This window comes from uncultured Campylobacter sp., from assembly GCF_963517995.1.
Lineage (GTDB): Bacteria > Campylobacterota > Campylobacteria > Campylobacterales > Campylobacteraceae > Campylobacter_A.
Genome location: NZ_CAUQHQ010000001.1, coordinates 37,398 through 62,144 on the forward strand (window position 1 = coordinate 37,398; position 24,747 = coordinate 62,144).

Below are 24,747 nucleotides of genomic sequence, written 5' to 3' on the forward strand. Positions count from 1 at the left end.
GTAAAGGGGGTGGGGACTTAAATTGCGCTCTGCATTGCAGTTGCGAAGCGTAGCTGAAGCAAAAGAGCTCCCTTTTTCTTTTTTTTTTTGGGAGAGGAAGGGGCTTTACTTCGCCTGCGGCTCGTAACTGCGAGCAGACCTACTTACGAAGCGTTGCCCCTTTCTCTCCCAAGCCCTCTCTAACCCCACTGCACGTGAGAGGTTGCTGCACTATGCGCAGTTTTATCCGGCGCTGTCGCGCCAAATGTTTTTTAGTTTAACATTTTTGAGGCGCGGGTTTTGGCGGCTCAAATTTGAACGCAAAGAGCCAAGGCGCAGTATTTTTTCTTTAGACGAGGCGGAAATGAGCCGAGCGAGGGCGCATACAAGTAGTATGTAACCGAGCTTCGGCGAAATTTCTAACGAAGTATAAAGGAAAAAGACAAGCCGCAAATAGCCTAACGATGTCCGCAGCCGCACTCTTTCAACGCCACCTCCACATCGCAAAAATGCCTATGATCTCTGGCCAAATGCTCGATAAAATCCTGCTTCGAGCCGTGCGAGATCTCGTGCATGAAAAGATCGTGATTGACGTAGGCGACCTTGGTGGCGAAATTTAGCGTCAAATTTACGTCGTGGCTGATGAGCACGACGCCCGTGCCTTCAGCATTGATCTGCTTTAGCAGCTTATAAACGTCTGCCTGGCCTTTTGTGTCGATACTGGCGGTGGGTTCGTCTAGCATCAAAATTTTAGCCTTTGCACAAAGAGCGCGCGCGATATAGACGCGCTGGCGTTGTCCGCCGCTTAGCTCGCCGATCTTGCGCCGCGTAAATTCGCCCATCCCGACGCGCTCCAGCGCCGCCTCGGCCTCTATCTTGTCGTCTTTGCCGTAAAATCCAAACAGCTTTTTATCTATCCGCCCCATCAAAACGACCTCGAGCACGCGCATCGGGAAGCTTTGATTTATTGGGATATTTTGCGGGACGTAGCCCACGGCCTTGCTCACGCTAGCAGGCTCCTGACCGAACACCTCTATCGTCCCGCCGCTTGGCTTGTTTAGGCCTAACATCAGCTTTAAAAGCGTGCTTTTGCCGCCGCCGTTTGGACCTATAACGGCTAGAAAATCCTTACAGTCGTATTCTAAATTTATGCCCTCAAACACGAGGTTTTCATCGTAACCGAAGCTCAAATTTCGCACCGAAACGTCGCTCATAAAACGCTCACCTTACCCGAAATATAAAACATAAAAACGCCAAGCCCCAGCATCGCAAAAAGCGCGGCAAACTCGCAGCAAGTCCGCAGCGCGCGAAATCTCGCCACGCCCTTTAGCTTAAAGCCGCAAACGGCCGCCAGAAATATCACTGCGCCCATGCCAAGCCCCATAAATAGGCCGCTAGCAAGCCCCGCCGCGTAGCTGTTTAGGCTAAAGGCTAGCACGAAAACCAGCAGCGTGCCAGGACACGGCACGAGCGATCCTGCTAGCACCACGAGCCACTCGCTAGCGGTTTTGGGAGCTTCATTAGAAGCCATGCAAGCCGCGCAGCCGCATTCGCTCTCGTGAGCGGTGGGGCTAAATTTGACGGAATTTGCGCTCAAATTTGAAGCAAAAGCTAAATTTGAGCCAAAAACTTTACTAGCCCCTTTTGCGCCCTTTTCACCCGAAACAGGCGCGGCGGCAAAGCTAAATTTAGGCTTTAGAGCCGTCTTTTTAAGCTTGGCGTAGATCATATAAAGGCTCACGCAAACGATCGTTACGGCCGAGATTTTCGTCATCGCGCCCGCCATGTCGCTAACCTTGTTCGTCAAAAACGCGTTTAAAAAAACGTAGCTAAAAAGCACGAGCAAAAACGCTCCCGCCACGTGCGCGAACCCGACCTTCATCGCAAAAGCCATCGCGCGCGAGTAGCTGCCGCCGTTTGCGACGAAATAGCTAGCCGTGAGCATCTTAGCATGCCCGGGACCTGCTGCGTGCAAAAAGCCGTAAAAGAAGCTAACTGCGGCTAACAAGGCGAAATTTAGCGCGTTTAACTCGGCGCTATTTATCTTGATGAGCTCTTTTAGGCGCTCCAAAAACTGAAGGCTCATTCCTGAAACCGAGTCAAATTTGGCTTTATCCTCAGCGTCGATTTGCTCTAAATTCTGCTTATTTTGCACTTTAACTAGCGAGCTAAGTTCGGGCTTTGCGGGTTCTATTTTAGGCGCTTTTGAAGTCATTTCAAAAAATGCCGCGCTCAAATTTACGTTTGGTACGAGATAAATTTTATCGGTCAGAGCGTAGGGGTCTGGCGAGCTTATTTTAAAGTTAAAAAATCCCTCGCGGTCAAAAATCTCGACCGTGACGACGCGGCCGTCTTTGACCGCTAAATTTAGCTCTAAAATATACTCGAAATTTAGCCTGCCGCCCTCCAGATAGACCCGCTGCGAGAGCGTTTTAGTATGCAAATTTACGGTCTCGCCCGCGCCGTCGTAGTAGCCCACGCTAGTTAGATAGCCGCGCGGCACGATGTAGTCGAGTAGGGATTTTTGCACCTTCCACGCTTCGTTTTTGCTAAGCGCTTTGTCGGCGTTTTCGTCGTAGCTTTGCAGCGTAAGAGCGGTGAAATTTTCAGAAAACGTCCAGGTTACGGCGGCTGTTTTGATCATCTCGCCTTGCAGGTTAAATTTAATCTCGGCATGCGCGGTCGGAGTGTAAAGCGCGCAGAGCGCACAGGCGTGCGCAAAGCTAAAAAAGGACGCAAAAAGCGCTAAAATGGCGAGTATGCGTCCAAATTTCATTTACAGGCTCTTTGCGAAAATTTGCGCCGTTTTGCGTAGCTCGGCGTCCCAATCAAGCGGCAGCTGATCGATCTCTACGACGCTAGCGCCGCTTTCTTTAGCGACGGTTTGAGCAGCTTTTTTAGAAAACTGCGGAGCGACGAAAATGACCTTCACGCCGTGCTCTTTTGCTTCCTCGATGAGCTCTTTTAGCTGGGCGGGTTTTGGCTCCTTGCCCTCTACTTCGATCGCGATTTGCTCTAGATCGTAGCGCTTAGCAAAGTAGCCCCAAGACGGGTGATATACGATAAATTCGCGGTTTTTGACGTTTGCTAGAGTGCTTTTGATAAATCCGTCAAGCTCGTCAAGCTTAGCTTCAAATTTGGCCAAATTTGCCTCAAAAAGCGCCTTGTTCTCAGGATATTTTTCGATTAGCGCGTCGGCGATGTTTTTAGCTTGGACTTTTACGGAAACGGGATCTAGCCAGATGTGCGGGTCAAATTCGCCGTGGTGATGCTCGTGATCGTGGTGATCGTGGCCTGCGTGTTCGTGTTTATGCTCGTGGTCTGCATCGTGGCTTGCGTGTTCGTGCTTGGCGTCGTGGTGATGATCGTGTTCGCCGTGTTCGTGATGGCCTTCAAATTTGATCTTTTCCACGCCCGCGTCGGTTTTTACGATTTTGAGATTTGGATAGGATTTTTGAAATTTCGGCAGCCAAGCCTCCTCAAACTCTATCCCGATAGCAAAATAAAGGTCGCTTTTTTCAAGCGCGGTCATTTGCTTGGGTTTTGGTTCGTACGTGTGCGGATCGGCTCCTTTGCCCACCATCACGTTTACCTCGACGGCCTCGCCCGCGATTTGCTTGACGAAATACTCCTGCGGCAAAATACTGACGCTAACTTGCCCTTTGGCGTAGAGCGCGACTAAGCCCAAACATAAAAACGCGAAAATTTTTCTCATTTTTATCCTTTCCATGTTAAAATTTGGGCGAAATTATATCAAAAGCAACTTAGTTGCAAATTAATTTTTCTCAAGGTATAATACCCTAAAATTCTTAACGCGGAGGAAAAATATGGGCGAAAATTTGGAAGAAAAAGCCGGTTTTGAGGAGCTTTTAACGAAAAATGATATCAAAATCACTCCGCTTAGACTCGAGATTTTACGCATTTTACGCGCCGCCGCCGCGCCGCTTAGCTATGATGAAATTTTAGCCCAAATAGGCGCAAACAAAACCACGTTTTACCGCTGCATGGACCTTTTTGAGGCTAAGGGCATCGTGCTAAAAAGCGAAAATAACCGCAAAAACTTCTACGAGCTTGAAAGCGGAGCAAAGGCGTATTTTGTCTGCGACGTCTGCCACAAGATGACTAATATCGACATGCCGCGCCTAAAACAAAATCACGTCAAAAGCGTCGTAGTTAAGGGCGTTTGTGACGACTGCTTTTAAAATTTGCGCTTTAAATTTGGCGATAAATTCCGAACTCAAATTTGCTTACCGACATTAAATTTAAAAAACGACTTAGCGAGCAAATTTTACCGCTAATTTATAAAACCGCAGTCTGCTAAATTTAAAGCGGTTACCGCGTCAAATTTAAAAATCAAATTTGACGCGGGCGATTTAAAAACTAATCATCGTAAAGCTTTGCGATCTCCGACGGTATCGCGATCGGACGACCGCGCGTAAGATCATAAAATACGTAAGTCGTCACCGCGCTGGCGACCATAGCGCCGTCCTTGCTAAACTCGTAAAAACGCTTCGAGCAGCTTCTTTTTTCGGGCTGCGTCCAGGTTTTCACGCGCACCTTATCGCCCAAAAATAGCTGCCCCAGATAGTCTATCTCGTGCCTGCGCACCATCCACGTGCGGTTTTGCGCGAGATTGGTCTCTATAAGGTCGCCCACGGCGTTTGAGTGGGCGCTAGCGGCTTCTTGCATCCAGATGACGTAATGAGCGTTGTTTGCGTGATGATTCACGTCGATGGCGTCCTCGCCCACGATAAATTCGTAATAAAAAATTTTCATTTTCGCTCCTAAAAACGCTAAAATTGTAGCAAAAATTTAAAGGCAAACAAAATGAAAGAGATGTGGGACAAAAAGGCGTCAAGCTATACGAGATTTATGGGCGAGCCTAGCGTTTTTCATAGAGGGCTTTACGCTAAGATCGCCGAGTTTGGCGTCAAATTTGAGGGCAAAAGCGTCGTGGATATCGGCTGCGGCACGGGCGTACATACGCTGCATTTAGCGCAAATTTGCCGCGAGATAACCGGCATGGATATCTCAGGCGAGATGCTAAAAGTCATGCTAGAAGACGCTGCTAAATTTAATATTTCAAATTTAACCGCCGTTCAAAGCGATTTTAAAAACTTTAATCCAAGCCGCGTTTACGACGTGGCTTTTAGCACGATGAGCCCTGCGATCGCGGACGAGGAGGATTTTAGTAAATTTATAAATTTGGGCGAAAAAAGGGTCTATCTTTGGTGGAATAAACCGCGAAATTCAAGCGTTTTGGAGCTTTTTTACGAAGGATCCGAGAAGCGATGCTTTAAAGAAAAGGCAAATTTCTTTGAAGAGTACTTGCGCCTAGAAAATATCGCCTTTAACTCCTGCGTGCTCGAGGAGTCTCGCGAGCAAAAACGCACGCTTGAAGAGATGACGCAAAACGCGCTTTGGCATTTACAGATCGCAAATTTCGCGCACGATGAAAATGCGGTCAGATCGCGGCTAGAAAGCATCGCGAAAGACGGCCTCGTGACGGAAAAAATCATCTCTTCAATGAAGCTTTTGGTTTTTTAAGATATAATCGCTTTATTTATTTAAAATTTAAAAAGGATTTTAGTTGCCGCGAGCGTTTTTGCCGATATTTTTTTGCATTTTGCCTTTTTTTTGCGCCGAGGTTTTCGCATCCTCGCTAAGTCCGGCGGCACCGCTTAAATACGACGACGAAAAGGCGCGGCTAGGCAAAAAGCTCTTTTTTGACGCGTCGCTAAGCCCCGGCGGCACGGTATCTTGCGAGAAATGCCACAACCTTTACTGGGAGCTAAGCGGCACGAGCAAAAAAAACCTAAAAATCTCCGCCGACAAAGAAGCCAGCCCGCCTACGGCGCTAAATTCGGCGCTAAATTTTATATTTTTTAAAGACGGCCGCGTAAAAGATATAAAAGATCAGGTAAAACAGAGTCTAACCGGCAAAGAGCAGTTGGGCGAGGAGCCCAAAAAACTAGAAGAAAAGGTCGGTCTAAACGCGGTTTATAAAAAAGAGTTCGAGCGGCTTTACCCGGGCGGCGTAAGCTTTGAAAACATCGCCGACGCGCTGGTAAATTTCGAAAAAGCCCTCGTCACGCCAAACGCCAAATTCGACAAATTTATCGGCGGCGACGAAGACGCGCTGGATGCGGAGCAAAAACGCGGGTTTGAGCTATTTAAAAAAATCGGCTGTATAAACTGCCACGGCGGGGTCAATCTAGGCGCTAATATCTACTACGAGCTAAGCTCCAGCGATAAAGGCAAACAGGTTCGCTACAAAGTGCCTAGCCTAAGAAATATCGAAAAGACCGCGCCCTATCTTTATAGCGGCGAGATAGCGGATCTAAAAGACGCGATAAAATTTATCGCCAAAGAGCGTATCGGCTATGAGTTAAGCGACGAGCAGACAAGGTTGCTTTATAAATTTTTGCTTGCTTTAAGCGGCGAACGACCGGAAATTTTAAAATGAAACACAAGATAATCTTTCACAAAATTTTACTTTTCATCATCGCTTGCATCGCGTTTTTCGGCACGGTGATGACGCAAAAAGCCACCAAAGACGTAATCAAAGCCTACGAATACAAAGGCGCGATAGAAAACATGATAGACTCCGACGACGAGATAGACTTTGCGCTAAAAAGGACGTTTTTGCAGGCTGATTACGATGCGACGATGAGATATGCGGCCAGTCTTAAAAACGATTTGTTAAATTTAAGCTCCGGCAAGCTGGCATCGTTTGAGCGGCTAGCTATCGGCGAGGGAGCGGTAAACGAGATACGAGAAACGTTTGATCAAAAAAGCGAGCTAATCGATAAATTTAACTCTCTTAGCGCTCTGGCAAAGCTTGGTTTTGAAGAAACGATGCTGAAATTTAGCTCTTTAAACGACTCGCGTTTTAGCGAACTGCTGCCTAAAATTTTGCTGATTAGATACGGTATAAACGCCGATATAAACGGCGCTAAAGAGCTGCTAAAAAGCTATGAAAGCCTAAATTTAAACGAGCGCGAGAAAGATTTTTTACAAAGCGCGCAAAAGCTGCTGCAGCGCTACGAGGAAGCAGACCGGACGCTAGCTAGCATACAAGACCTAAATCTAAGCAAAAAGCTATACGAGCTAAGAAGCAAAAACGATGCCTACGTAGAGCGCGTGACGTCGAATTTACGCGGCACGACGATTTTCGTGTTCGTACTTTTCGGGATTACGGCGGCGTTTATTTATCTATCGTATATTAGGGCTAGAAACAACATCAGACTGCTAAATCGCTTCGAACAAGCCGTGGATAACAGCTTTAACTCCATCGCTTTTACCGATCTAAATAAGCAAGTCAGATACGTAAATAAAATTTTCGAGCAAAACTCGGGTTATAAATTTGAAGAGATAAGCGGCAAAAATATAAATTTACTAAAATCTGGCTTACATCCGCAAGAGTTTTATCAAAGAATGATAGACGCGATAGAAAACGATAATATCTGGCGCGCTGATGAGCTAATCAGCAAAACCAAAAGCGGTAAATTAATACGCGAGCAGGTCGTTTTCTCGCCGCTTTTTAACGAAAAAGGCTACAAAGACGGCTACATGGCGATCAAATTCGATAGAACCAAAGAGATAGCGATAACAAAAGAGCTCGAAGATAAAAACAAGCAGCTGCAAAACGAAGCCCTCATAGACAAGCTAACTGGATTTGGCAGCTATTTCGCGCTCACGCAGCGCATGGAGCGCCATCCTAGCGGGATGATAATCTACATAAACATAAACAATTTTATGGATTTTAGATTTTTTTACAAGACCAAAACCGTAGACCTTATCATCGCCTCGTTTGCCTCTACGCTAAAGCTTTGTATTGATACTTACGCGATGGACGCGGATATCTACAGAGTGCAGTTTGACGAATTTTGCATCTGGTATAACGGCGAGGACGCAAACAGGGACGCTAAGCGATTCGTAGATTATTTCAAAACGCAAAATCTCTACGTAACCGTAGACGGCGAGCGCGAATCCATACCTAACATAAAAATAACCTTAGGCGTCAGTATGCCTCAAGACACAGTGCAGACAAATCGCCTAACTCAAGCCATGCTAGCCCACCACGAAGCCGTGCAAAGGGGCGAGGCGGCGCAGTTTTATACCGAAAACAGCTACATCGAGCAGCAGTATTACCACAACCAAATCATGTCGCGCACTATCGAGAGCGCACTATATAACGACACCGTTATCGTCGAGTGTCAGCCTATCTACGACGTATCCGGCCAAAGCGCGCGGATAAAATACTACGAAGTGCTCGTGCGCCTCATCGACGAAAACGGCAAGATACGCTATCCTGGCGAATTTCTTGATATCGCAAAGAAAATTTCGCTTTATAACGACATCACAAAAAAGGTCATCGAACACGTCTTTAGACTGGTCGAGAGATTTGAAAACGTGGGTTTTTCGATGAATCTTTCAAGTAGCGATATCACAAACGAGAGCATAAGAGAACTCATTGAGAAAAAACTACGCGTATGCTCTAGCCCCGAGCGCGTGTATTTTGAGATATTAGAGAGCGAAGGCGTGGACGATTATAATATCGTAAACGATTTCATCAACAAGGTCCGCGCCTACGACTGCAAAATCTCGATCGATGATTTCGGTAGCGGCTACTCTAACTACTACCGTATCTTGGAGCTTGATATCGACACGATCAAGATCGACGGCTCGATTATCAAAAAATTACCGTTTGATCAAAACGCCCGCTACTTGCTGCAAACCATCATCGACTTTGCCGCAAGACAGGACTACAACGTCGTGGCGGAGTTTGTTAGCTCAGAAGAGATCCTTGCAGAAATAAAAAAATTCGGTATCAAATACGCGCAGGGATTTTTGCTAGGCAAACCGATGCTGCCGGATAACATAAAAGAGTAAATTTTCGTGCGGCGGCTATACCGCGTTAAATTTGACGGCGGAGTGCGTATAAGCGGGGTAAATTTACTAAGCAAATTTAACCTTGGTTTGTTATGCTAGCTTTTTACGCTAAAACGCCGGGACGTCTGGATGCGCTAGTTTGATGCTACCTTGGCGGTATTTTTGGGATTTTTAAAATTTGCTTTTTAGCATTAAATTTACGCGGCTTGCGTCCGTTAAATTTAGCTCGTCTTAGCCAAATTTGTCCGCTCAAATTTGACTAATCCCGCATCCAAACCGCCAAAAATCCGAGTAAAACTATAACTAAAAACAATCCCGCCTGAAAATAAAAATTCTTTTTTAAATTTTCGTTTATCAGAGAGCAAAGCTCGGAGATAAAGATGTATAGCTCGCTCACGCATGTCCTTTGGTCTCAAATTTTACGTCAAATTTGCCGCTTTTGCCTAGCCAAATTTGAGCGAGGCGACGAAAAACCGCTCAAATTTAGCTTGGATTATAAATTTGAGCTTAGCTCGTCTTTAAATTTCCTTTTAACAAAAACGGCGCAAACCGCAAGCGAAACCGCAGTCAAAGCGTAAAATACATAGCTAAAAATAGGATTTGCGCGCGTTTCGCCATCTTTTAGCTTTTTTACCGAAACGGCGTTTCTAAACATATCTAGCACCGCGATACGCCAGCCGTAGTATTTGATCTGCGCCCTGCCTTCGCCCACTAGACTCTGGGCGGCGGCTTGGACATCGGCGGAGTTAAATTTAAAATAAAGCGGCAAGCCCCAGCCCGTGTCCTCGTTTCGATACGGCATCACTTTCGTGCCGTTAATTTCGCGCGTGTAGATAAAATACACGTCGCGCGTCGGGCCGTCAGCGGGATTTTGCGCGTCGATAAAGCCGTCTTTGTCCATGCGCTTGACCTCGCCGCCCGTGATGATCGCTTCGTCGTAGTGCGGAAAAGCGTAGTTTATCGCCGCAAACGCCGTAACGTGCAGGGCAATCAAGAAGCCAAAGATAAAATTTCGGAGATATTTTTTAAATTTTTGCATTTTCGTCCTTTGGGACGAATTTTACAAGATAGAAGTTTAGAAGAAGCTAAGCCCCTAAAATAGGGGCTTAGAGGGATTAGGCTTTGGCCTTGCAGCCGCAGCTTCCCGCGATAAATTTAAGAATCTGGATAAAGAAGCAAATGCCGCCGATGATGAAGATCGTATCGCCGATCATCCTTAGCCAGCGTAAATTTTGCAAATGATCCATCTGTAAAAACTCCGCGCTTCTAGCGTACCACATGCCCACGTCTATCGCGGCGACGGCCTGATAAAGACCGATCGGAAGCAGCGACGCTAAAATCATCAGCATTAGTCCCGCATTTAGCGACCAAAAGCCTACTTTCATCAGCTTGTCGTTAAATTCTTGCCCTTTGAAAAGGTAAAGCGCCACGAGCCAAACAAAACCTAGCGCCAAAAATCCGTAAACGCCAAACAGCGCCGCATGTCCGTGCACCGAAGTGGTGTTTAGACCCTGGATGTAGAATAAAAATAACGGCGGGTTGATAAGGAAGCCAAACACGCCCGCGCCCAGCATATTCCAAAACGCCACCGCGATAAAGCAGTAAAGCGGCCATTTGAGATTTTTCGCCCAGCTTTGCGCGAACTGAAGCGAATACTGATGAAAGGCCTCGGCTCCAAGAAGCACCAAAGGCACGACCTCAAGCGCAGAAAAGCTAGCGCCCACCGCCATGATCGGAGTAGTCGTTCCGGCAAAATAAAGGTGGTGGAAGGTGCCCGGGATGCCGCCGATCAAAAATAAGCTCGCGCTCGCTAGAGTCGAATAGGTCGCAAATTTTTTACCAACTAAGCCTAAAGATGCAAACACGAACGCAAGCGAAGCGGTCGCAAACACCTCGAAAAAGCCCTCGACCCAAAGGTGAACGACCCACCAGCGCCAGTATTCCATCACCGGTAGCGGACTTCTTTGTCCGTAAAATAGTCCCGCGCCGTAGAAAAGTCCCACCGCGATAGCAGAAGCCGTAAAGATAGCTAGCAGGTTTTTATCGCCGTCAGCCTTAAATCCGCCGACGAATCCGCGAAGCACGAGCGCCATCCAGATAACAAGACCGACAAACAAAATAAGCTGCCAAACCCTGCCAAGCTCGATATACTCGTATCCTTGGTGACCGAGCCAAAAGCTAGTAGACGTTTCCATCTTACCCGCTATCGCCATGTACTCGCCGATAAAGCTACCCACGACTAGGAAAAGCAGCGCGTAAAATAGCAAATCCACGCCTAGTTTTTGAAATTTAGGATCCTTACCGCCGTTGATGATAGGCGCTAGGAAAAGTCCGGCCGCCAAAAAGCCCGTCGCGATCCAGAAAATGCTCGCTTGGATATGCCAAGTGCGCGCCAAAGAGTACGGTATGTGCTCGGATAAATTTATACCGTAAAACTCCTGTCCCTCGACCGTGTAGTGCGCCACGAAGCCGCCTATCATGATCTGGAAAACAAATAGCGCGAGTGCTACGAAAAGGTATTTGCCAAGCGCCTTTTGAGACGGAGTCAAATTTAGCTTTGAAAGCGGATCGGCATCGATAGGAGCGAGTTTCTCGTGATCTTTTTCGCCGTAGAAATTTGAAAACCAAACTAGTAAGCCAACTCCCGCAACCAAAATCGTGACGCTAATAATCGTCCAAAATACGTTTTCTTGCGTCGGAACGTTGTCGATTAGCGGCTCGTGCGGCCAGTTGTTCGTGTACGTAGCTTCGCTATTTGGGCGATTCGTCGCCGTAGCCCAGGTCGCCCAGAAGAAGAAATCATTTAGCTGCTCGCGGTTTTCTTCTTTAGCCAGCGTGTTGTTTTTCATCGCGTAGTTTTCGCGTAGCTTCTGGTATTTCGGATCGTTGCCAAAAAGCCCGTTGTACTCGTCGCGCACTACTTTTGCCGCGGCGATCCTCTCGTCGCTGATCGTTATAACGCCGTTTTTTAGCGTATTCGTGCGGTATTCGCTCTTTGTTAGAGCCTTGATGTTTGCTTGTTGCTCGGCGTTAAGAGCATTAAATTTAACTCCGTAAAGCTGATTTGCCTTTATATCCATAAACGCGACTAGCTCTTTATGCAGCCAATCAGCCGTCCAATCAGGCGCCTGATACGCCCCGTGTCCCCAGACCGAGCCCACTTGCATACCGCCGATGCTTTGCCAGGCCTCTTGACCTTTATAAATTTGCTCTTGCTCGACTATTATTTTGCCGTTTTTATCGGCAAAACTCACCACCGGCGGCGCTTCACGGTAAACCTCTACGCCGTAATAGCCGAGTATCCCGAAGGCGATAGTAACGACTGCTACCAGCGCCCACCAATACTTCTTGTATTCACGCATACTTTTCTCCTTTGTGATATGAAAATTCGGGCGATAGTTTATCCAAAACGAGAATTTAATCGAATGATTTGCGTCAATAAAAGGATAAAATCTGTCCTTAAAATATTGCTTATTTTAAAAATGTATAATTACGAAAATATATTTTGGGAGATTTTATGCTTAAAGTCGAGATTATTTATAAATTTTGCCTGGTTTGCGCGCTGATTTTGGGGCTCAGTTTGCTCGCGTTTTCGGGACTAAATTTCGCGCTTGGAGAGTACGGCGAGTTTTGGATGAGCGCGCATAAATTTGCAGGCTTTTTGGTTGCGCTCGCAGCGCTTTTGCACGTGATAAATCGCAAGAAAAAGCTCATTAAGCTCTCAAACGAATTCATAGACGTCGTCACTCGCCGCAAAAATCCCAGCATGTGCAACATGGACCGCATTATCGCCTCGCTAGAGCCCTACACTATCGCCCAAATCTCACAAAAACTGGGTTTTGATGAGACCGAGTTTTGCCGCACATTGCGCGAAAACGGCGTCAAATTTAGCGGTGCAGATCAAACCCTGCGCCAAATCGCTTCTTTAAACGACGAAAAGATATTTTTCGTGCTGGTTCTTATCGTCGAGGCGAAATTCGGCAAGAGATTTTGCGGCGAACTCAAATTTAAGGGCGCTAAATTTAACGGCGTCAAAAAAGCGGCTTAAGCTCGGCCGCAAGCGACGCAGGGGTTAAATTTGCATTTTTGAAAGGACTCAAATTTTAAAAATAACCGAAATTTTAATCATAACTTTTAGCGTTTTGCTTTTTGGCGGGATTGCGCGGATTTGTTTTGCGGACGAGTTTGAGCAAGACGGCTCGGCCGAATATAAATTCGCGCCCGCCGTTTCGATTTTATGCCAAATTTTAAAGAGTTTTTGCAAATTTTACGCGAAAAAAATCAGGACGCGATCAAAACGAAGCTGAGATTTTTGGGAGACCGTTTAACCGTAAATTTGGAACTTGCGTTAAATCGTGCTCTTTGAACCGATACAAAAAGATAAAATGTGGTCGTTTTGATAAAAAATAAAATATAAAACGCTCCGGTGCGTAAGTGTATTGATTTAACAAAACGGGCTTAATATAGGACTAAAAATTTAGCGATAATTTTTAAATTTTATCTGTATCTACAACCTTGTCAAAGATAAATTTAAGCTCCTCTTGGTGTGTGATAGCTAGTACGCCAAGGCGTGGAAAGTCGCGCTTTAGGGCGGTTAAAAGCTCTTTTGTCAGCGCGCTATCAAGCGCCGAAGTCGCCTCGTCAAGCAGCAAAAACGTAGGCTGCGCAAAATAAACCCTCGCAAACGCAAGCCTTTGCGCTTCGCCGCCGCTTAAAATCTTGCCCCAATCTTTAACTTCGTCTAATTCGCGGATAAATTTCTCCAACCGTACGCGCCGTAAAATCCCCTCAAAATCGGTATCGACGCCTTGCAAATCACTAGGATACGCGATAAGCCGCCTTAGACTCATACGCGCTAAAAACGGCTTTTGCGGTACGCTCATCGTCCCGCGCGGTACGCAAACCTCTCCAGAGCCGTGATCCCAGATGCCCACGATATACCTAAATACGCTGCTTTTTCCAGTTCCGCTAGCGCCGCGTAGCAGCACCCATTCGCCGCTTTTTACGCTCAAATTTAGCCCGCAAACCAGCTTCTCGCCGCTCGGGGTAAAAATTTGTAAATTTGTACACCTTAGCTCGTTTGCTTCGGCGTTTTCGTCAAATTTATCTTGTGCCAAATTTGCTGCCGTTACCTGGGCAGGTTCGTTCACTCCGTCAAGATCGCTGTTTTGCTCTCTAATTTTAGCGTCAAATTTGACCTTAGAATCCGTCGCCTGAGCTATATCGATGAATTTATACACGCGCTCTACGCTAGCAGCCCACTCCATAATCTGTTTATAATAATCCATAAACCACGCAAAGCCGTCCTGCACGCTGTAAAACGCCGAGCGTGCCCGCATCATATCGCCAAAGCTCATCGCGTGCGCAAAATAAAGCGGCAAGCAGGCGAAAATCGGGATGAGATTCGTGACCTTTAGGTAGCTTGCCGAAAAGCACTCAAGGCGAAACTCGGTGTTCATGATGACGCGCCAGTTGCGCACTACCTCGCCAAAACTCGCTCTAAAGCGCGATTTTTCGGCGCACGCGCCCTTCATCAGCGCGATGGCTTCGGCATTTTCGCGGGTAATGAGCAGGTTTGCGCGGTAGTCGGCCTCAACCTGCTGCTTTTCGTAGTTAAGGCGCTTTAGAGTGCGGCCGATGAGGTGTGTGATAAGCGAGCTAAAAAGCGTATAAACGAGCGCGACGTAGACCAAAAATCCCTCCAGCGCAAACTCGCGTCCAAACGCGCTAAAGCGCAACACCTTTGATGCCTCCCAGAGGATAAAGGTAAAGGCAAAAAGCTTGGAGAGGTTGTAAACCATGGATTTTATGAGATTTACGCTCTTATCGGCGAGCAGGAGGCTATCCTCGGCGATACGCTGATCCGGATTATCAAAGCCCGCAGCGCCGGACAAGCGGTAAAAATTTGCGTTTTTTAGCCATAAATTTTCCATCTTTTGGCTTAGGTTTTCGCGCCACGAGATCACAAGCAGCTTTTTAAACCAGTTTCCTATCACGATAAAAAGCACGATAATCGCGGTATAAACGAGAAACTCGCCCACGAGCGGGAGCATGAGATCTTTTTCAAATTTCTCGATCGCGTCGTAAAATTTTTTATCCCATGCGTTCATGAGCGTCGCGACCTTGACGATGGCTAGACTAGCTCCCAGCGTCACGGCCAGCATCGTCCACGCCCCCAGCGAGCGCTTGCCCGTCCAAAACCAGCCCGCGATGATGAAAAACTTCTTTAAAATTTGCAAATTTAGCCTTTTTGTTTGGTTTTTGCTATTTACGGCGAGTCTTTTTTACGGCGCGAATTTTAATCTAAATTTAGCCTGCATTGAGCAAATTTGTCCGCTCTGCCCTTTCGCGCCAAATTTACGCCCGCCCCGCTAGAAAAAGCGAAGCGGCGTTTTTACTCGCCGCTTCAAAAAGCAAAATTTCGCGCAAATTTAGCCCGCCAAAGCCCTTTAATACGTATAGTTAAACGTCAGCGTGAAATTTCGCGGATCGCCGTAGAAGTTGTTCATGCCGGCGGTTCTGTTTTGGGTGTTCATGAAATATTTTTTGTCAGTTATGTTTTTGACCGCGAGTCCGAGGCTGAAATTTTTGTTGAAAAAGTAGTTCACGTTCGCGTCCCAAAGCGCATAGGCTTTTTGTGCCGGCGCTACGTAGGCTACGTTTTGATAAAAGCCCGAAGTCGCGCTCTGCCATCTCACTCCGGTACCAAAGCTCAGCTTTTGGCTGCTTGAAAAAGGTATCTCGTAGCTGGTGTAAATTTTAAACAAATGCTTAGGTACGTAGGATTTTGCGTTCGCGCCCTTGTCGTAGTTTACGTTCGTAGAGGTCTTTTTCTCGCTTTTCATATAGACGCTTTTGTTAAACGTATAGCCGGCAAAGAGGTTCCACCTATCTGTTAGCGCGCCTGAAATTTCAAGGTCTAGGCCGCGGCTTCGCACCTTGCCCTCGGCGATGCTGTTGGCGGTATTTAGCGGATCTTGGATGGCTCTGTTTTCTTGTACGACCTGAAATAGCGCTACGGCCGTGTTTAGCGCGCCGTCAAAGTACTCTGATTTTACGCCCGTTTCTACGTTGTAGCCAACGATCGGCTTTAGGATATTTTTGTTAGCGTCCGTCGCGCTTTGAGGTTTAAATATCTCGGCGTAGCTAAGGTACCAGCTGTGATTTTTGGCAAAATCCCATGTTAGTCCCGCATAAGGCGCGAAGTGATTTTTGGTTAGATCTAGCGTCTTTTTGCTCGTATGATTTTTTAGGTCGTCCCACTTTTTGTCGTATTTTACGCTGGTAAATCTCCCGCCTACTAGCAAATGCCAATCATCGGTAAAGTTATATCTAGTGCCGATACCAAAGGCGCGCTGATAAATTTTAGTCGTGTATAGATCATCGTCGGTGATGCTACTACCGCCCCAGTTTGGCTCGGCTATGGCGCTACCGTTCCAGTTATATAGCCCTATACCCAGCGAGCTTAGGCTGGCGTTTGGCGCCCATTTGTCGTGGCGGGTAAATTTCTCGCGAGAGAGCGATCCGTTTACGAAAAACTCGTGCTTTTGGCCGAAAAGTTCGTATTTACCATCTGCGCCGATTTGTAAATTTACCTCGTCCGATTCGTTATCGTATTTTCTAAATCTCACGTTGTGCGTCGGTCTTGCTATCGCGACGTTGTAAGGGTTTGTGCCGCCCATCGCACCGAATTTAAACATTCCTTCGCTCTTGGTGTAGTTTAGTTTAGCGTAGATTTTCGTATCGTCGCTAAGCTGGTGCGAAAGCTCGGTAAAGGCGTTAAATTTCTCGTATTCGCTTTTGTCCCAGCTCGAGCCGAAGTAGCTTTTGCGGCTCAAATTTAAAAGATTGCCGCCGGCATCGCTAGCAGGCACGCCGTAGATGTCGTAGACGCCGATCGTTCTTTGCCAGATGAGGCCGGTAGTTAGCATCGTTTTATCCGTTAGATCAAACTCAAACGTACCGCCCAGCGCCTCTCGGTGACCGTTTTTGTGGTTTTTAAACGAGCCGGTTTTATTTAGGATGCCGATTAGCCTACCGCGGATCGTGCCATCTGTGTTTAGCGCGTCGGTGACGTCAAACGAGCCTCTGTAGTTATTCCAGCTGCCCATACTTAGGCCCAAATTTACGCCAAGCTCGTCACCCGGGCGCTTGCGGACGAGATTTACCGTACCGCCGGGCTCGCCGTTACTCTGCGTAAGGCCCGCCACGCCGCGAAGCACCTCGACCCGGTCATAAAACTCGAGATCGGTAAATTCTTTTGAAAATCCAAGCGTGCCTTGAGCCGTGATCGAGACCGAGGATGCGACGCCGTCTTCTTGGATATTGTCGATGTTAAATCCCCTAGAGACGATACGGTCGCGCCCGCTATCGCGGTAGAGCGTGATGCCGTTCGCGTAGTTCATCGCAGTGTCTACGTCTTTTAGGTTTAGATCTTTTATGAGCTGATTTGAGACGACGGATACCGACTGGGGCGTCTGGCGTATGCTTAGATTTAGTCCGGTTGCGGTGCTCATATTTCCCGTCGTATACGAGCCCGTTCCCTCGGTCGTGGATAGGTCTGCCTTGCCATAGGCGGTCACCTCGCCGAGGTTCGCATCGACTGCATAAAGCGAGCAAGCAAGGTAAATAGATAAGCCTGCAAATTTGCATTGTGCGTTCAAAATTTTCTCCTTAATATTGATAATGATTAGGCAAATTATATATCAAAATATTTAAGAAAAAATAAAGAGCAAACAAGCGCTAAATCAGACAAAACAGGGGTTAAATTCGAGCGGATAGATTTGGTATTTTGGGTTAAAAATTTTATGAAAAAAGTTAAATTTTGAAAGAAAAGATGAAGTAAATCTGGATCAAATTTAAAATTTAGCGAGCATTACTTAAAACACTCGCTATTTAAATAATTAAGCACCTATAATAATGTGGCTAGCTTTAATGATAGCAGTTACTTCATCACCCGCTTTTAGAGATAGGTTTTTAGCAGATTCGTTAGTGATGATAGCGCTTAGTTTATCTCCGCCTGTTATCTCGATATCTACTTCGGCATTTACCGCACCCTCTACTACTTTTACTACCTTACCTTTTAGTTGGTTAGTAGCGCTTAGTTTTAGACCGTTTTCGCCTTTAGCTACTATGATAGAAGAAGCTTTAAATAGATAAACTACCTTTTTGCCCGCTACTAGATCTAGAGCCTTTTGGCTATCTACGGTTACGGTTGCTTTTACGGTCTCTCCGCCTTGCAATTTTGCTACGATTAGAGAGTTTACCGCTCCCTCTCTTACCTCCGTGATTTGAGCTTGTAGTTGATTTCTTGCGCTAAACATTGCGTTTTCCTTTGTGATTAAATTTGATTTCGTATTAAAATCTGAGCGAATATTAACAACCTAAACTTTTATAAAACTTAAAAACCGAATATGCAAAAATCTAACTTTATTACTAAAAACGCATACATTAACGATTATCGGAATTTTAGGCATTTTGATAAATGAAGTAGAAAAATTTAATTTTGTAAATTGAAAATCGGGGTAGATGGGTTTTGGTGATGATAGAGTTAAAATTTAGGCTAAAATAATAAAAAAGGAGGCAAAAATGCAAACTCAAAAAGATAAAATCGCCGAAGCGCTGGAATACGGCAAAGCCTTAGCGCAAATCCCTAAAAATTTAAAGCGCAGATATCAGCTTCATCGCTTGATTAGATTGAATTTTCCGACTCTTACGGCATTGGCTTATTGCTTAACCCTGAACTATTTAGGTATGGATAATTTGTATCTAGTCGCACTATCTGCCATTGTTTGTACGCTATTATTTTTAATTTTAAAACGCAAATACAGCAATCTTTTTATTAAAAATCCCGAAAAAAGTGACACGATTTTTGCGGTAGAACATTTTGCTACTTTTGCATTGATTTTTTATCTTCCTATCACTTTATCCGGCAAAAGCCAGCATAACGATGGGGCAATAGGAGCTTTTGGTGTATTTTTGTTGCTAACTCCGATACTAATTATAGTGATTGCGGCTTGTATATATCACAACCAGAGTGTTTACGAGGAGCTAAAAGAGTAAATTTTAGTAGTCAAATTCTGTACTCAAATTTACGCAAAGCTAGAGCAGCTAAATTTGTTTGTTTCATAAGGTGGATTTTGCGATTCTGTAGCGCCAAAAACCATATTATAAGTCGTATCAAATTTACAAAAATAGAGTAGAGCGGCTAAACTAACCGTCCGAATTTAACGTAAATTTTAGAACATAAGCCAAGCTACGCTAAGCAAAAGCGGCAGAAAGGCTAAAATGTTAGAAGCACAAATCTCTAAAAATTTAAAAAATGCCGACTTTACCGTTTAACTAGATTTGCATTTACGAGTTTCAGGCAACGGCTTTTACGCTAGCTTATTGCTACGATGCTTTTTACTCGCATCTGCCGCTAACCAACGCTACCCCGTAACGGCCGTCGTTTGCCTAGCAAGAAATTTGAGCACTTGCAAGTAAATTTAGACTAAATTCGGCAGCAAAATCGCTACCGCAAGGCAAATTTAGTATCCAAATTCGGCGCTAAATTTAGCTACATTTTAAAGCTAAAAATTGTATAATCTACAAAAATTCTTAACAAAGGAGCTAAGATGGCAACAGATCGAGAGTTGGTTAACTTTTCCCAAGAACACGAGCTAAACACCGTACTAGCAAGACACGGCAAGGCTCAAAGTATAGCAAACCGAGAGGTTTTGTGCGAGCTTGGCAAAGAGTGCAAGGAAAAACTGGGCAAAAGAGTACTAACGCAGGACGAATTTGACGAGTTTTTAAAACCTGTTTTAAACCGCCTAGAAAATAAAAGGGCTTAATTTCGGGATGATTCCCGAAATTTAATACTTGCGGCCAGTTTCTTACCTCTAGAACAATCTATCTCTATAATAGCCAGTTTAATTCGCGGCCGATTTTTTCGGGCGGCTAAAATAATCGCCCGAATTTAATCAAATAGGCAAAACGCGGATATTTGGGCTGAGGTTTTCTTGTAATACGTTTTCGATCGCGTATAGCGTGCCCGTTGCGCCGCTCGCGCAGCCGTTGCAAGCGCCCATATACCTGATATAGACGTCAAATTTGCCCTCGGCGTCTTTTTGCAGATCGAGGATTTCCATATTACCGCCGTCCATCATCAGCATCGGGCGGATATCTCTATCTATGACGCTCTCGATGGCTTTTAGCTGGCCCACGACGGTCATATTTTCAAAGCTCACGTCGTCAAATTTACCCGCGGCTTGCGCGTCGATGAGGGCTTGCTTTTTCTCCCGCTCCATCTCGGCTCTAGTGTCTGCGAGGATATCGACGAGATAATACTCGCGCTTTTCGTGTCCGCCCGGACGCACGCAGGATTTGCAAAAGGCGCCCGCTTTGGTGTATTGCGTGATCTCCTCGACCGTGTGTAGATCGTTTAGGCGGATGACCTCTTTGATCGTGCCTAGGCTAACGCGCGCACACTCGCACACGATGATCTCGTCTTCGAAATGCTCAGGATCCACGCCCTTATACTGCGCTGCGGCGGCCTTGATAACGTCGTAGGCCATGACCGAACAGTGCATCTTTTGCGGCGGGACGGCAGGGACGTCTGGGGTATCGCGCATGGCTTTTTCCACGTCGATGTTTGTGATTTTGACCGCTTCGTCCACGGTCTTGCCGATGCAAAGCTCAGCCATCGTATCCGAGCTTGCCACCGCAGTGCCGCAGCCAAAGCTCTTAAATTTAGCGTCCATGATGCGGTCGGTTTTCTCATCCACGAGCCAATACAGCCTCACCGCGTCGCCGCAGCTCTCCGCGCCAAAATCCGCCACGATAAGCTTGCCGCCTCTTGCTTTTGCCTCGTCCTGCGTTATCTCGCCCATAAATTTGGGATTGTTCATGCGGTTCTGGACGTTTTGGGAGTATTCGTCCCAAATTGAACCGCCTATTAGATTATTTTTTGCCATTTTATTTCCTTTTTAGAGGCGTTGTCTCGCGAGCGTCTTTGAATGAGCTTGCAAAAATATCGCTGCGGCAACCTATTTGGTTAGCCTTGCTCATTTTTGCTTCACAACATTCAAATCCATCTCGCGATACTGCCGCCCACTTCCTTTTAAATTTAACTCAAATTTGGACTTTTTAAAGCTCAAATTTCAATCAAATTTAACCTCAAATTTGAATGTAAAACAATAAGGCGAAGTATTTTGAGATGATTTTGAATGTTGTGCGGAAATTTTCGTCCCAAGGCTAGACAGATAGTCTGCCGCAGGGCGAAAAATTCAAACTCATTCAAAAGCGCTCAAAAGACAAGCCGCTACTTGCCGTTAGGATTGTAGGCGTACGTGCTTGATATGCCTCTCAGCCTCTCCACCGCCTTTTTGATATGCTCTATCGCATAGTCGATCTCTTCTTCGGTATTAAACCTCGACAGCGACAGCCTTAACGCCGTATGTGCCAGATCGCTGCTAGCGCCGATGGCTTCCATTATCGGATTGCTCTCTAGCGTTTCGGACGCGCACGCCGAGCCCGTAGACGCCGCGATACCGGCCTGATTTAGATCCCACAGCATCGCCTCGCCCTCGACGCCTTTTACGGCGGCTAGGATGGTGTTTGGCAGTCTGTGGGCGCGATCTCCCACGACCGAGACGTCGGGTAGCTCTAGCAGCGCGTCTTCGAGCTTATCGCGCAGGCGTCTTACGTGCAGATTTTCAAATTCGATTAGCTTGTTGCTGTTTTCCAGCGCTTGCGCCATGCCGACGATGCCCGCTACATCGAGCGTTCCGCTGCGTCTACCGCCCATGTGTTCGCCGCCGTGAAGCAGGCTCGTTAGCTTTTGCGAGTCCTTGATATACAGGCCGCCTACGCCTTTTGGTCCGTGAAATTTATGCGCCGAAAAGCTCATAAAATCCATACCCATCTCGCGCACGTTTATCTTGATCTTACCGACGGTTTGAGTCGCGTCGGTGTGAAACAGCGCGCCGTACTCGTGAGCGATCTGTGCGCACTCTTTAATCGGGAAAATAGTGCCCGTTTCGTTATTTGCCCACATGATGCTAACGAGCGCGGTTTTGTCGTCGATGAGCTTTCTTAGATCGTTTGGATCGAGCAGACCGTTTTCGTTTACGGGCACATAGCTCACGCGCACGCCGTATTTCTTGAGCGACTCAAACGTCGCCGCGATCGCCGGATGCTCGACGGCGCTTATTACGACGTGATCCTTTTCTTTATTTAATATATGATCGAAAAACACGCCCTTAGCCACCCAGTTGTTGCTCTCGGTGGCGCAGCTTGTTACCACGATATCGTCGTTATCGCTTGCGTTTATGCCCGCATAGAGCTGATCCATCGCGCGGCGAAGCGCGGGGTGCGTCTCGGAGCCGAATCTATGAAGCGAGTTTGGGTTGCCGTATTTTTCGCAAAAAAACGGCCTCATAAGCTCGAAAGCTTCGGGATCAACCATCGTCGTGGCATTGTTGTCTAGATATACTCTCACGCTTGACCTTTATCAATTAGGATATATTTTATCCCTTTTATTTTCGCGAGGATAATATAACAAATTTTATAAATTTTTGATTAAAATTTTAGCTTAGTTTTTTCAAATTTAGCCGGTTTTTGATAGAGTTTATATATTGAAATTCCTTATCAAATGAGCAAAACGTCGCCCTTTCAGTCAAATTTGATATAAAAAGATAAAATATATCCTAAACTTAGTTTGATTTCTTAAGGTTTTAGAAAATTTAAAAATTAGAAATTTCGCATTTTTGATGAAATTCGGCGAAAGAAACCTAAATTTGACGCGACAAAAAGGCAAATTTGAAGTTAAAATTTGCGGTTTTTTAGACAAGATGGGATAAAATTTAGATATGAAAGTCTTCAAGGGAATTTTAAGAATTATTGCCTGGTTTGTAGGCGTCGCTTACATAATTTTCATGCTATTTGTATGTTTTTTGGCCCTAATCTCGCTTTTTTCATCCGATACGCCAGAAGGCTACGAGCCTAGTATGCCAACTAGCGCTTGCGATTATATCGATGAAAAATTTGAAAAAGAGCTGCAAGGCTTACCTCCCGTTGCCGCTTTGCCGCCCCTAGAAAAAAGACCCGTATTTTGGCTTGGAAAAGGCAGATTTGCAAAAGGCGTAAAATTTGACCATTTATACGTTAAGAACGAAACCGGGGTCTGGCTTAGATATAAAGACGAGAGGAAAGAAGACCTTTTTTTGCAAAAAGATATGCCGGGGCGCTACTATGGATACGACGAGATTGACCGCTCGCCGGATGAGATGTGGGTAAGAAGAGAACTTAAATATTATGAATACGGCATCTACGATATTTCTCTTTTTGAAAACGAAGCCAAGATATTTTCTCAAACCGCGTATATAGCCACGAGGCAATTTATCGGTTTCTTTAATCTACACTCTATGAGAGGCACCTCTTTTGCGGCTCCGCAAGGCACCGAGGAAAATTTAAATGCTATAAGAGGGCTTCAAATCCCGCTTGATGGTTTTCCTAAAAATCCTAATGAGCCTTGGCTTGTTCGGCCTGATAAGCTTGAGGCAAGAGGCTACGGCGGAGACAAAATAGCCAAAAAGCTCGCTCGCAATACCTTTGAGATTAAAGGCGAGGGATGGCGACAAACCGTGCGCGTAAATAGCCTCGCTAAAGATACGAAAGTCGTCTGCGGGGATAAAATTTGCCTCGCGCTCGCCTTTGACGAGAGCAAAGTCAATAGCTGCAATAACGGTGCTGCGTCCACGACGATTTACACGCTAAATTTAAAACAAAAATTTAGAGATTTTTACATGCTTCCTAGTAAAAATTTCAAATACGCCAAAATAATCGACAAATTTACCCTAGACGACGTAAAATCCTTTGAAATAATATTGTCGAAATTTAGAGATTTGGGCGGGCTTGACAAAGGAAGCGAGTACATAGACTACGAGGTTATCTTGCGAAACGGCGAGGGCGAGCAGGTCAATGAAATTTGTAGAAACCAAACCCAGAAAGTCGGCAACCGCACGCAGTAAATCAAGGCTCGCGCCGCAAACTTGAGATAAAGGCGGTGAAATCTCGGCGCACAAAACCTGCGTCTTTAAGATGTAAATTTAGCGGCGATACGGTATAAATGCGTATCCTTGCTCGGTAAATTTAATGTAAGGCAAATACGAAAGCCGCCGCCAAATTTAAACCGGTTGGAGGTTTCTAGAGTCGTAAAATTTGATCATCCATGGTGCGTCCGCGACGTCCGTGCCCGGCTTTGCCACAAAATACTCACGCACCGCGGCGTAGTCTGATTTTGAGATGAAATAAATATTTATAACGCCAGTCTCGCTAAACATGGCAAGGTTGCAAAAGTAGCTTAAAATTACGTCCTTATCAAAGGCTCTGAGCACGCATTTGGCGAAAAAATCAGCGCATAAAAAATAAATGCGGCCAAGACGAACATAAACGGGATCACTACCGCGGAAAGCGGATTTTTCGGTATCGCTCCTAAAATTTGATAGGGCGATTTTCGCATTTGGGCGATATCTGCCAAATTTATCGTTACTCCCTTTTTGGTTTGGAAAATTTTATCCTCGTAAAGGTAAACGAGCGAGGGATTTTTGAGCTTTTTGATTAAGTCGGCGGCGGCTAAAACATTTCCAAAAATAACCCCTATAAACATCGAAACAAATCTGCCGTCTCGCATCGCTTCGGCTCTGAAAACCTCCCAAAAGGAGCCGCTTTGCCAGTCTACTATGCCGCTAAAAAATATCAGAAATATCATAGAAAGGTTAATGATAAGCAAGAAGGCGCAGCTAACTGAGATGCGGTAAAAATCATCCTGTAAAAACCAGCGGATTTTCGTCATAATTTCTGCTCAAATTTTCTCCTTGTATTGCGCTT

At 45.9% G+C, this 24,747-nt stretch carries 21 protein-coding genes and 1 pseudogene; 8 read left to right on the top strand and 14 right to left on the bottom strand.

Going from position 1 to position 24,747, the window contains the following annotated elements; all coding sequences use genetic code 11:
• Positions 1-437: 437 nt before the first annotated feature.
• The 3 genes from RYL88_RS00190 to RYL88_RS00200 are packed head-to-tail and all read right to left on the bottom strand — an operon-like array spanning position 438 to position 3,694.
• Positions 438-1,193: an ABC transporter ATP-binding protein gene (locus tag RYL88_RS00190; protein WP_314988454.1), complete on the bottom strand. Its 756-nt coding sequence runs from the start codon at positions 1,191-1,193 to the stop codon at positions 438-440.
• Positions 1,190-2,755 (bottom strand): DUF1007 family protein, encoded by a 1,566-nt coding sequence (locus tag RYL88_RS00195; protein WP_314988455.1) that lies wholly within the window; start codon positions 2,753-2,755, stop codon positions 1,190-1,192. The genes RYL88_RS00190 and RYL88_RS00195 overlap by 4 nt, the downstream gene beginning before the upstream one ends.
• Positions 2,756-3,694 carry a metal ABC transporter solute-binding protein, Zn/Mn family gene (locus tag RYL88_RS00200; RefSeq protein WP_314988456.1) on the bottom strand — a complete coding sequence of 313 codons (939 nt, stop codon included), beginning with the start codon at positions 3,692-3,694 and terminating at the stop codon, positions 2,756-2,758. It abuts the gene before it with no gap.
• A 112-nt stretch (positions 3,695-3,806) separates the two neighbouring features.
• Here RYL88_RS00200 and RYL88_RS00205 point away from each other — a divergent pair, with 112 nt between their 5' ends.
• The gene (locus RYL88_RS00205; protein WP_314988457.1) at positions 3,807-4,181 is read left to right on the top strand and encodes a transcriptional repressor; all 375 of its coding nucleotides are present in this window, start codon (positions 3,807-3,809) and stop codon (positions 4,179-4,181) included.
• 178 nt (positions 4,182-4,359) lie between these two features.
• On the opposite strand, the gene RYL88_RS00210 is transcribed toward RYL88_RS00205, so the two are convergent.
• A complete protein-coding gene (locus RYL88_RS00210; RefSeq protein ID WP_314988458.1) occupies positions 4,360-4,755 on the bottom strand; it encodes a thioesterase family protein in 396 nt (131 codons plus the stop codon).
• A gap of 48 nt (positions 4,756-4,803) precedes the next feature.
• Here RYL88_RS00210 and RYL88_RS00215 point away from each other — a divergent pair.
• The 3 genes and pseudogenes from RYL88_RS00215 to RYL88_RS00225 all read left to right on the top strand — a co-directional run.
• Positions 4,804-5,526, top strand: a pseudogene (locus tag RYL88_RS00215) (trans-aconitate 2-methyltransferase); the annotation flags it as partial.
• A gap of 43 nt (positions 5,527-5,569) precedes the next feature.
• Positions 5,570-6,445: a cytochrome c peroxidase gene (locus RYL88_RS00220; protein WP_314988459.1), complete on the top strand. Its 876-nt coding sequence runs from the start codon at positions 5,570-5,572 to the stop codon at positions 6,443-6,445.
• Complete coding sequence (locus RYL88_RS00225; RefSeq protein ID WP_314988460.1) at positions 6,442-8,874, top strand: EAL domain-containing protein; 2,433 nt, start codon at positions 6,442-6,444, stop codon at positions 8,872-8,874. Before RYL88_RS00220 ends, RYL88_RS00225 begins: the two co-directional genes overlap by 4 nt.
• A gap of 259 nt (positions 8,875-9,133) precedes the next feature.
• Here RYL88_RS00225 and RYL88_RS00230 read toward each other — a convergent pair whose 3' ends face one another.
• The 3 genes from RYL88_RS00230 to RYL88_RS00240 form a co-directional block, all read right to left on the bottom strand.
• Positions 9,134-9,271: a hypothetical protein gene (locus RYL88_RS00230; protein WP_314471421.1), complete on the bottom strand. Its 138-nt coding sequence runs from the start codon at positions 9,269-9,271 to the stop codon at positions 9,134-9,136.
• Positions 9,272-9,367: 96 nt separating this feature from the next.
• The gene (locus tag RYL88_RS00235) at positions 9,368-9,913 is read right to left on the bottom strand and encodes a DUF1523 family protein (protein ID WP_314988461.1); all 546 of its coding nucleotides are present in this window, start codon (positions 9,911-9,913) and stop codon (positions 9,368-9,370) included.
• Between the two features lie 76 nt (positions 9,914-9,989).
• Positions 9,990-12,236 carry a nitric-oxide reductase large subunit gene (locus RYL88_RS00240; RefSeq protein ID WP_314988462.1) on the bottom strand — a complete coding sequence of 749 codons (2,247 nt, stop codon included), beginning with the start codon at positions 12,234-12,236 and terminating at the stop codon, positions 9,990-9,992.
• Positions 12,237-12,391: 155 nt separating this feature from the next.
• On the opposite strand from RYL88_RS00240, the gene RYL88_RS00245 reads away from it, so the two are divergent.
• Complete coding sequence (locus RYL88_RS00245; protein WP_314988463.1) at positions 12,392-12,922, top strand: chemotaxis protein; 531 nt, start codon at positions 12,392-12,394, stop codon at positions 12,920-12,922.
• 442 nt (positions 12,923-13,364) lie between these two features.
• Here the strand turns inward: RYL88_RS00245 and RYL88_RS00250 are convergent, their stop codons facing one another.
• The 3 genes from RYL88_RS00250 to RYL88_RS00260 all read right to left on the bottom strand — a co-directional run bounded on the left by RYL88_RS00250 (position 13,365) and on the right by RYL88_RS00260 (position 18,197).
• The gene (locus RYL88_RS00250; RefSeq protein ID WP_314988464.1) at positions 13,365-15,113 is read right to left on the bottom strand and encodes an ABC transporter ATP-binding protein/permease; all 1,749 of its coding nucleotides are present in this window, start codon (positions 15,111-15,113) and stop codon (positions 13,365-13,367) included.
• 210 nt (positions 15,114-15,323) lie between these two features.
• Entirely contained in the window at positions 15,324-17,537 is a 2,214-nt protein-coding gene (locus RYL88_RS00255; RefSeq protein ID WP_314988465.1) for a TonB-dependent siderophore receptor, read from the bottom strand.
• Between the two features lie 240 nt (positions 17,538-17,777).
• Positions 17,778-18,197, bottom strand: a complete 420-nt coding sequence (locus RYL88_RS00260) for a TOBE domain-containing protein (protein ID WP_314988466.1) — start codon at positions 18,195-18,197, stop codon at positions 17,778-17,780.
• A 265-nt stretch (positions 18,198-18,462) separates the two neighbouring features.
• Between RYL88_RS00260 and RYL88_RS00265 the strand changes: the two genes are divergently transcribed.
• Both RYL88_RS00265 and RYL88_RS00270 read left to right on the top strand, forming a co-directional pair.
• Positions 18,463-18,936: a hypothetical protein gene (locus RYL88_RS00265; protein ID WP_314988467.1), complete on the top strand. Its 474-nt coding sequence runs from the start codon at positions 18,463-18,465 to the stop codon at positions 18,934-18,936.
• A 554-nt stretch (positions 18,937-19,490) separates the two neighbouring features.
• The gene (locus RYL88_RS00270) at positions 19,491-19,709 is read left to right on the top strand and encodes a hypothetical protein (protein ID WP_314988468.1); all 219 of its coding nucleotides are present in this window, start codon (positions 19,491-19,493) and stop codon (positions 19,707-19,709) included.
• 129 nt (positions 19,710-19,838) lie between these two features.
• Here RYL88_RS00270 and RYL88_RS00275 read toward each other — a convergent pair whose 3' ends face one another.
• Together RYL88_RS00275 and RYL88_RS00280 are read right to left on the bottom strand one after the other, a co-directional pair.
• Positions 19,839-20,831 (bottom strand): iron-sulfur cluster assembly scaffold protein, encoded by a 993-nt coding sequence (locus tag RYL88_RS00275; protein WP_314988469.1) that lies wholly within the window; start codon positions 20,829-20,831, stop codon positions 19,839-19,841.
• Positions 20,832-21,178: 347 nt separating this feature from the next.
• Positions 21,179-22,357 carry a NifS family cysteine desulfurase gene (locus RYL88_RS00280; RefSeq protein ID WP_314988470.1) on the bottom strand — a complete coding sequence of 393 codons (1,179 nt, stop codon included), beginning with the start codon at positions 22,355-22,357 and terminating at the stop codon, positions 21,179-21,181.
• 508 nt (positions 22,358-22,865) lie between these two features.
• Here RYL88_RS00280 and RYL88_RS00285 point away from each other — a divergent pair.
• Positions 22,866-23,888, top strand: coding sequence for a hypothetical protein (locus RYL88_RS00285; RefSeq protein ID WP_314988471.1), 1,023 nt, complete (start codon positions 22,866-22,868; stop codon positions 23,886-23,888).
• 156 nt (positions 23,889-24,044) lie between these two features.
• Here RYL88_RS00285 and RYL88_RS00290 read toward each other — a convergent pair whose 3' ends face one another.
• Positions 24,045-24,200 carry a hypothetical protein gene (locus RYL88_RS00290; RefSeq protein WP_314988472.1) on the bottom strand — a complete coding sequence of 52 codons (156 nt, stop codon included), beginning with the start codon at positions 24,198-24,200 and terminating at the stop codon, positions 24,045-24,047.
• 26 nt (positions 24,201-24,226) lie between these two features.
• Complete coding sequence (locus RYL88_RS00295; protein WP_314988473.1) at positions 24,227-24,712, bottom strand: hypothetical protein; 486 nt, start codon at positions 24,710-24,712, stop codon at positions 24,227-24,229.
• Positions 24,713-24,747: the final 35 nt, after the last annotated feature.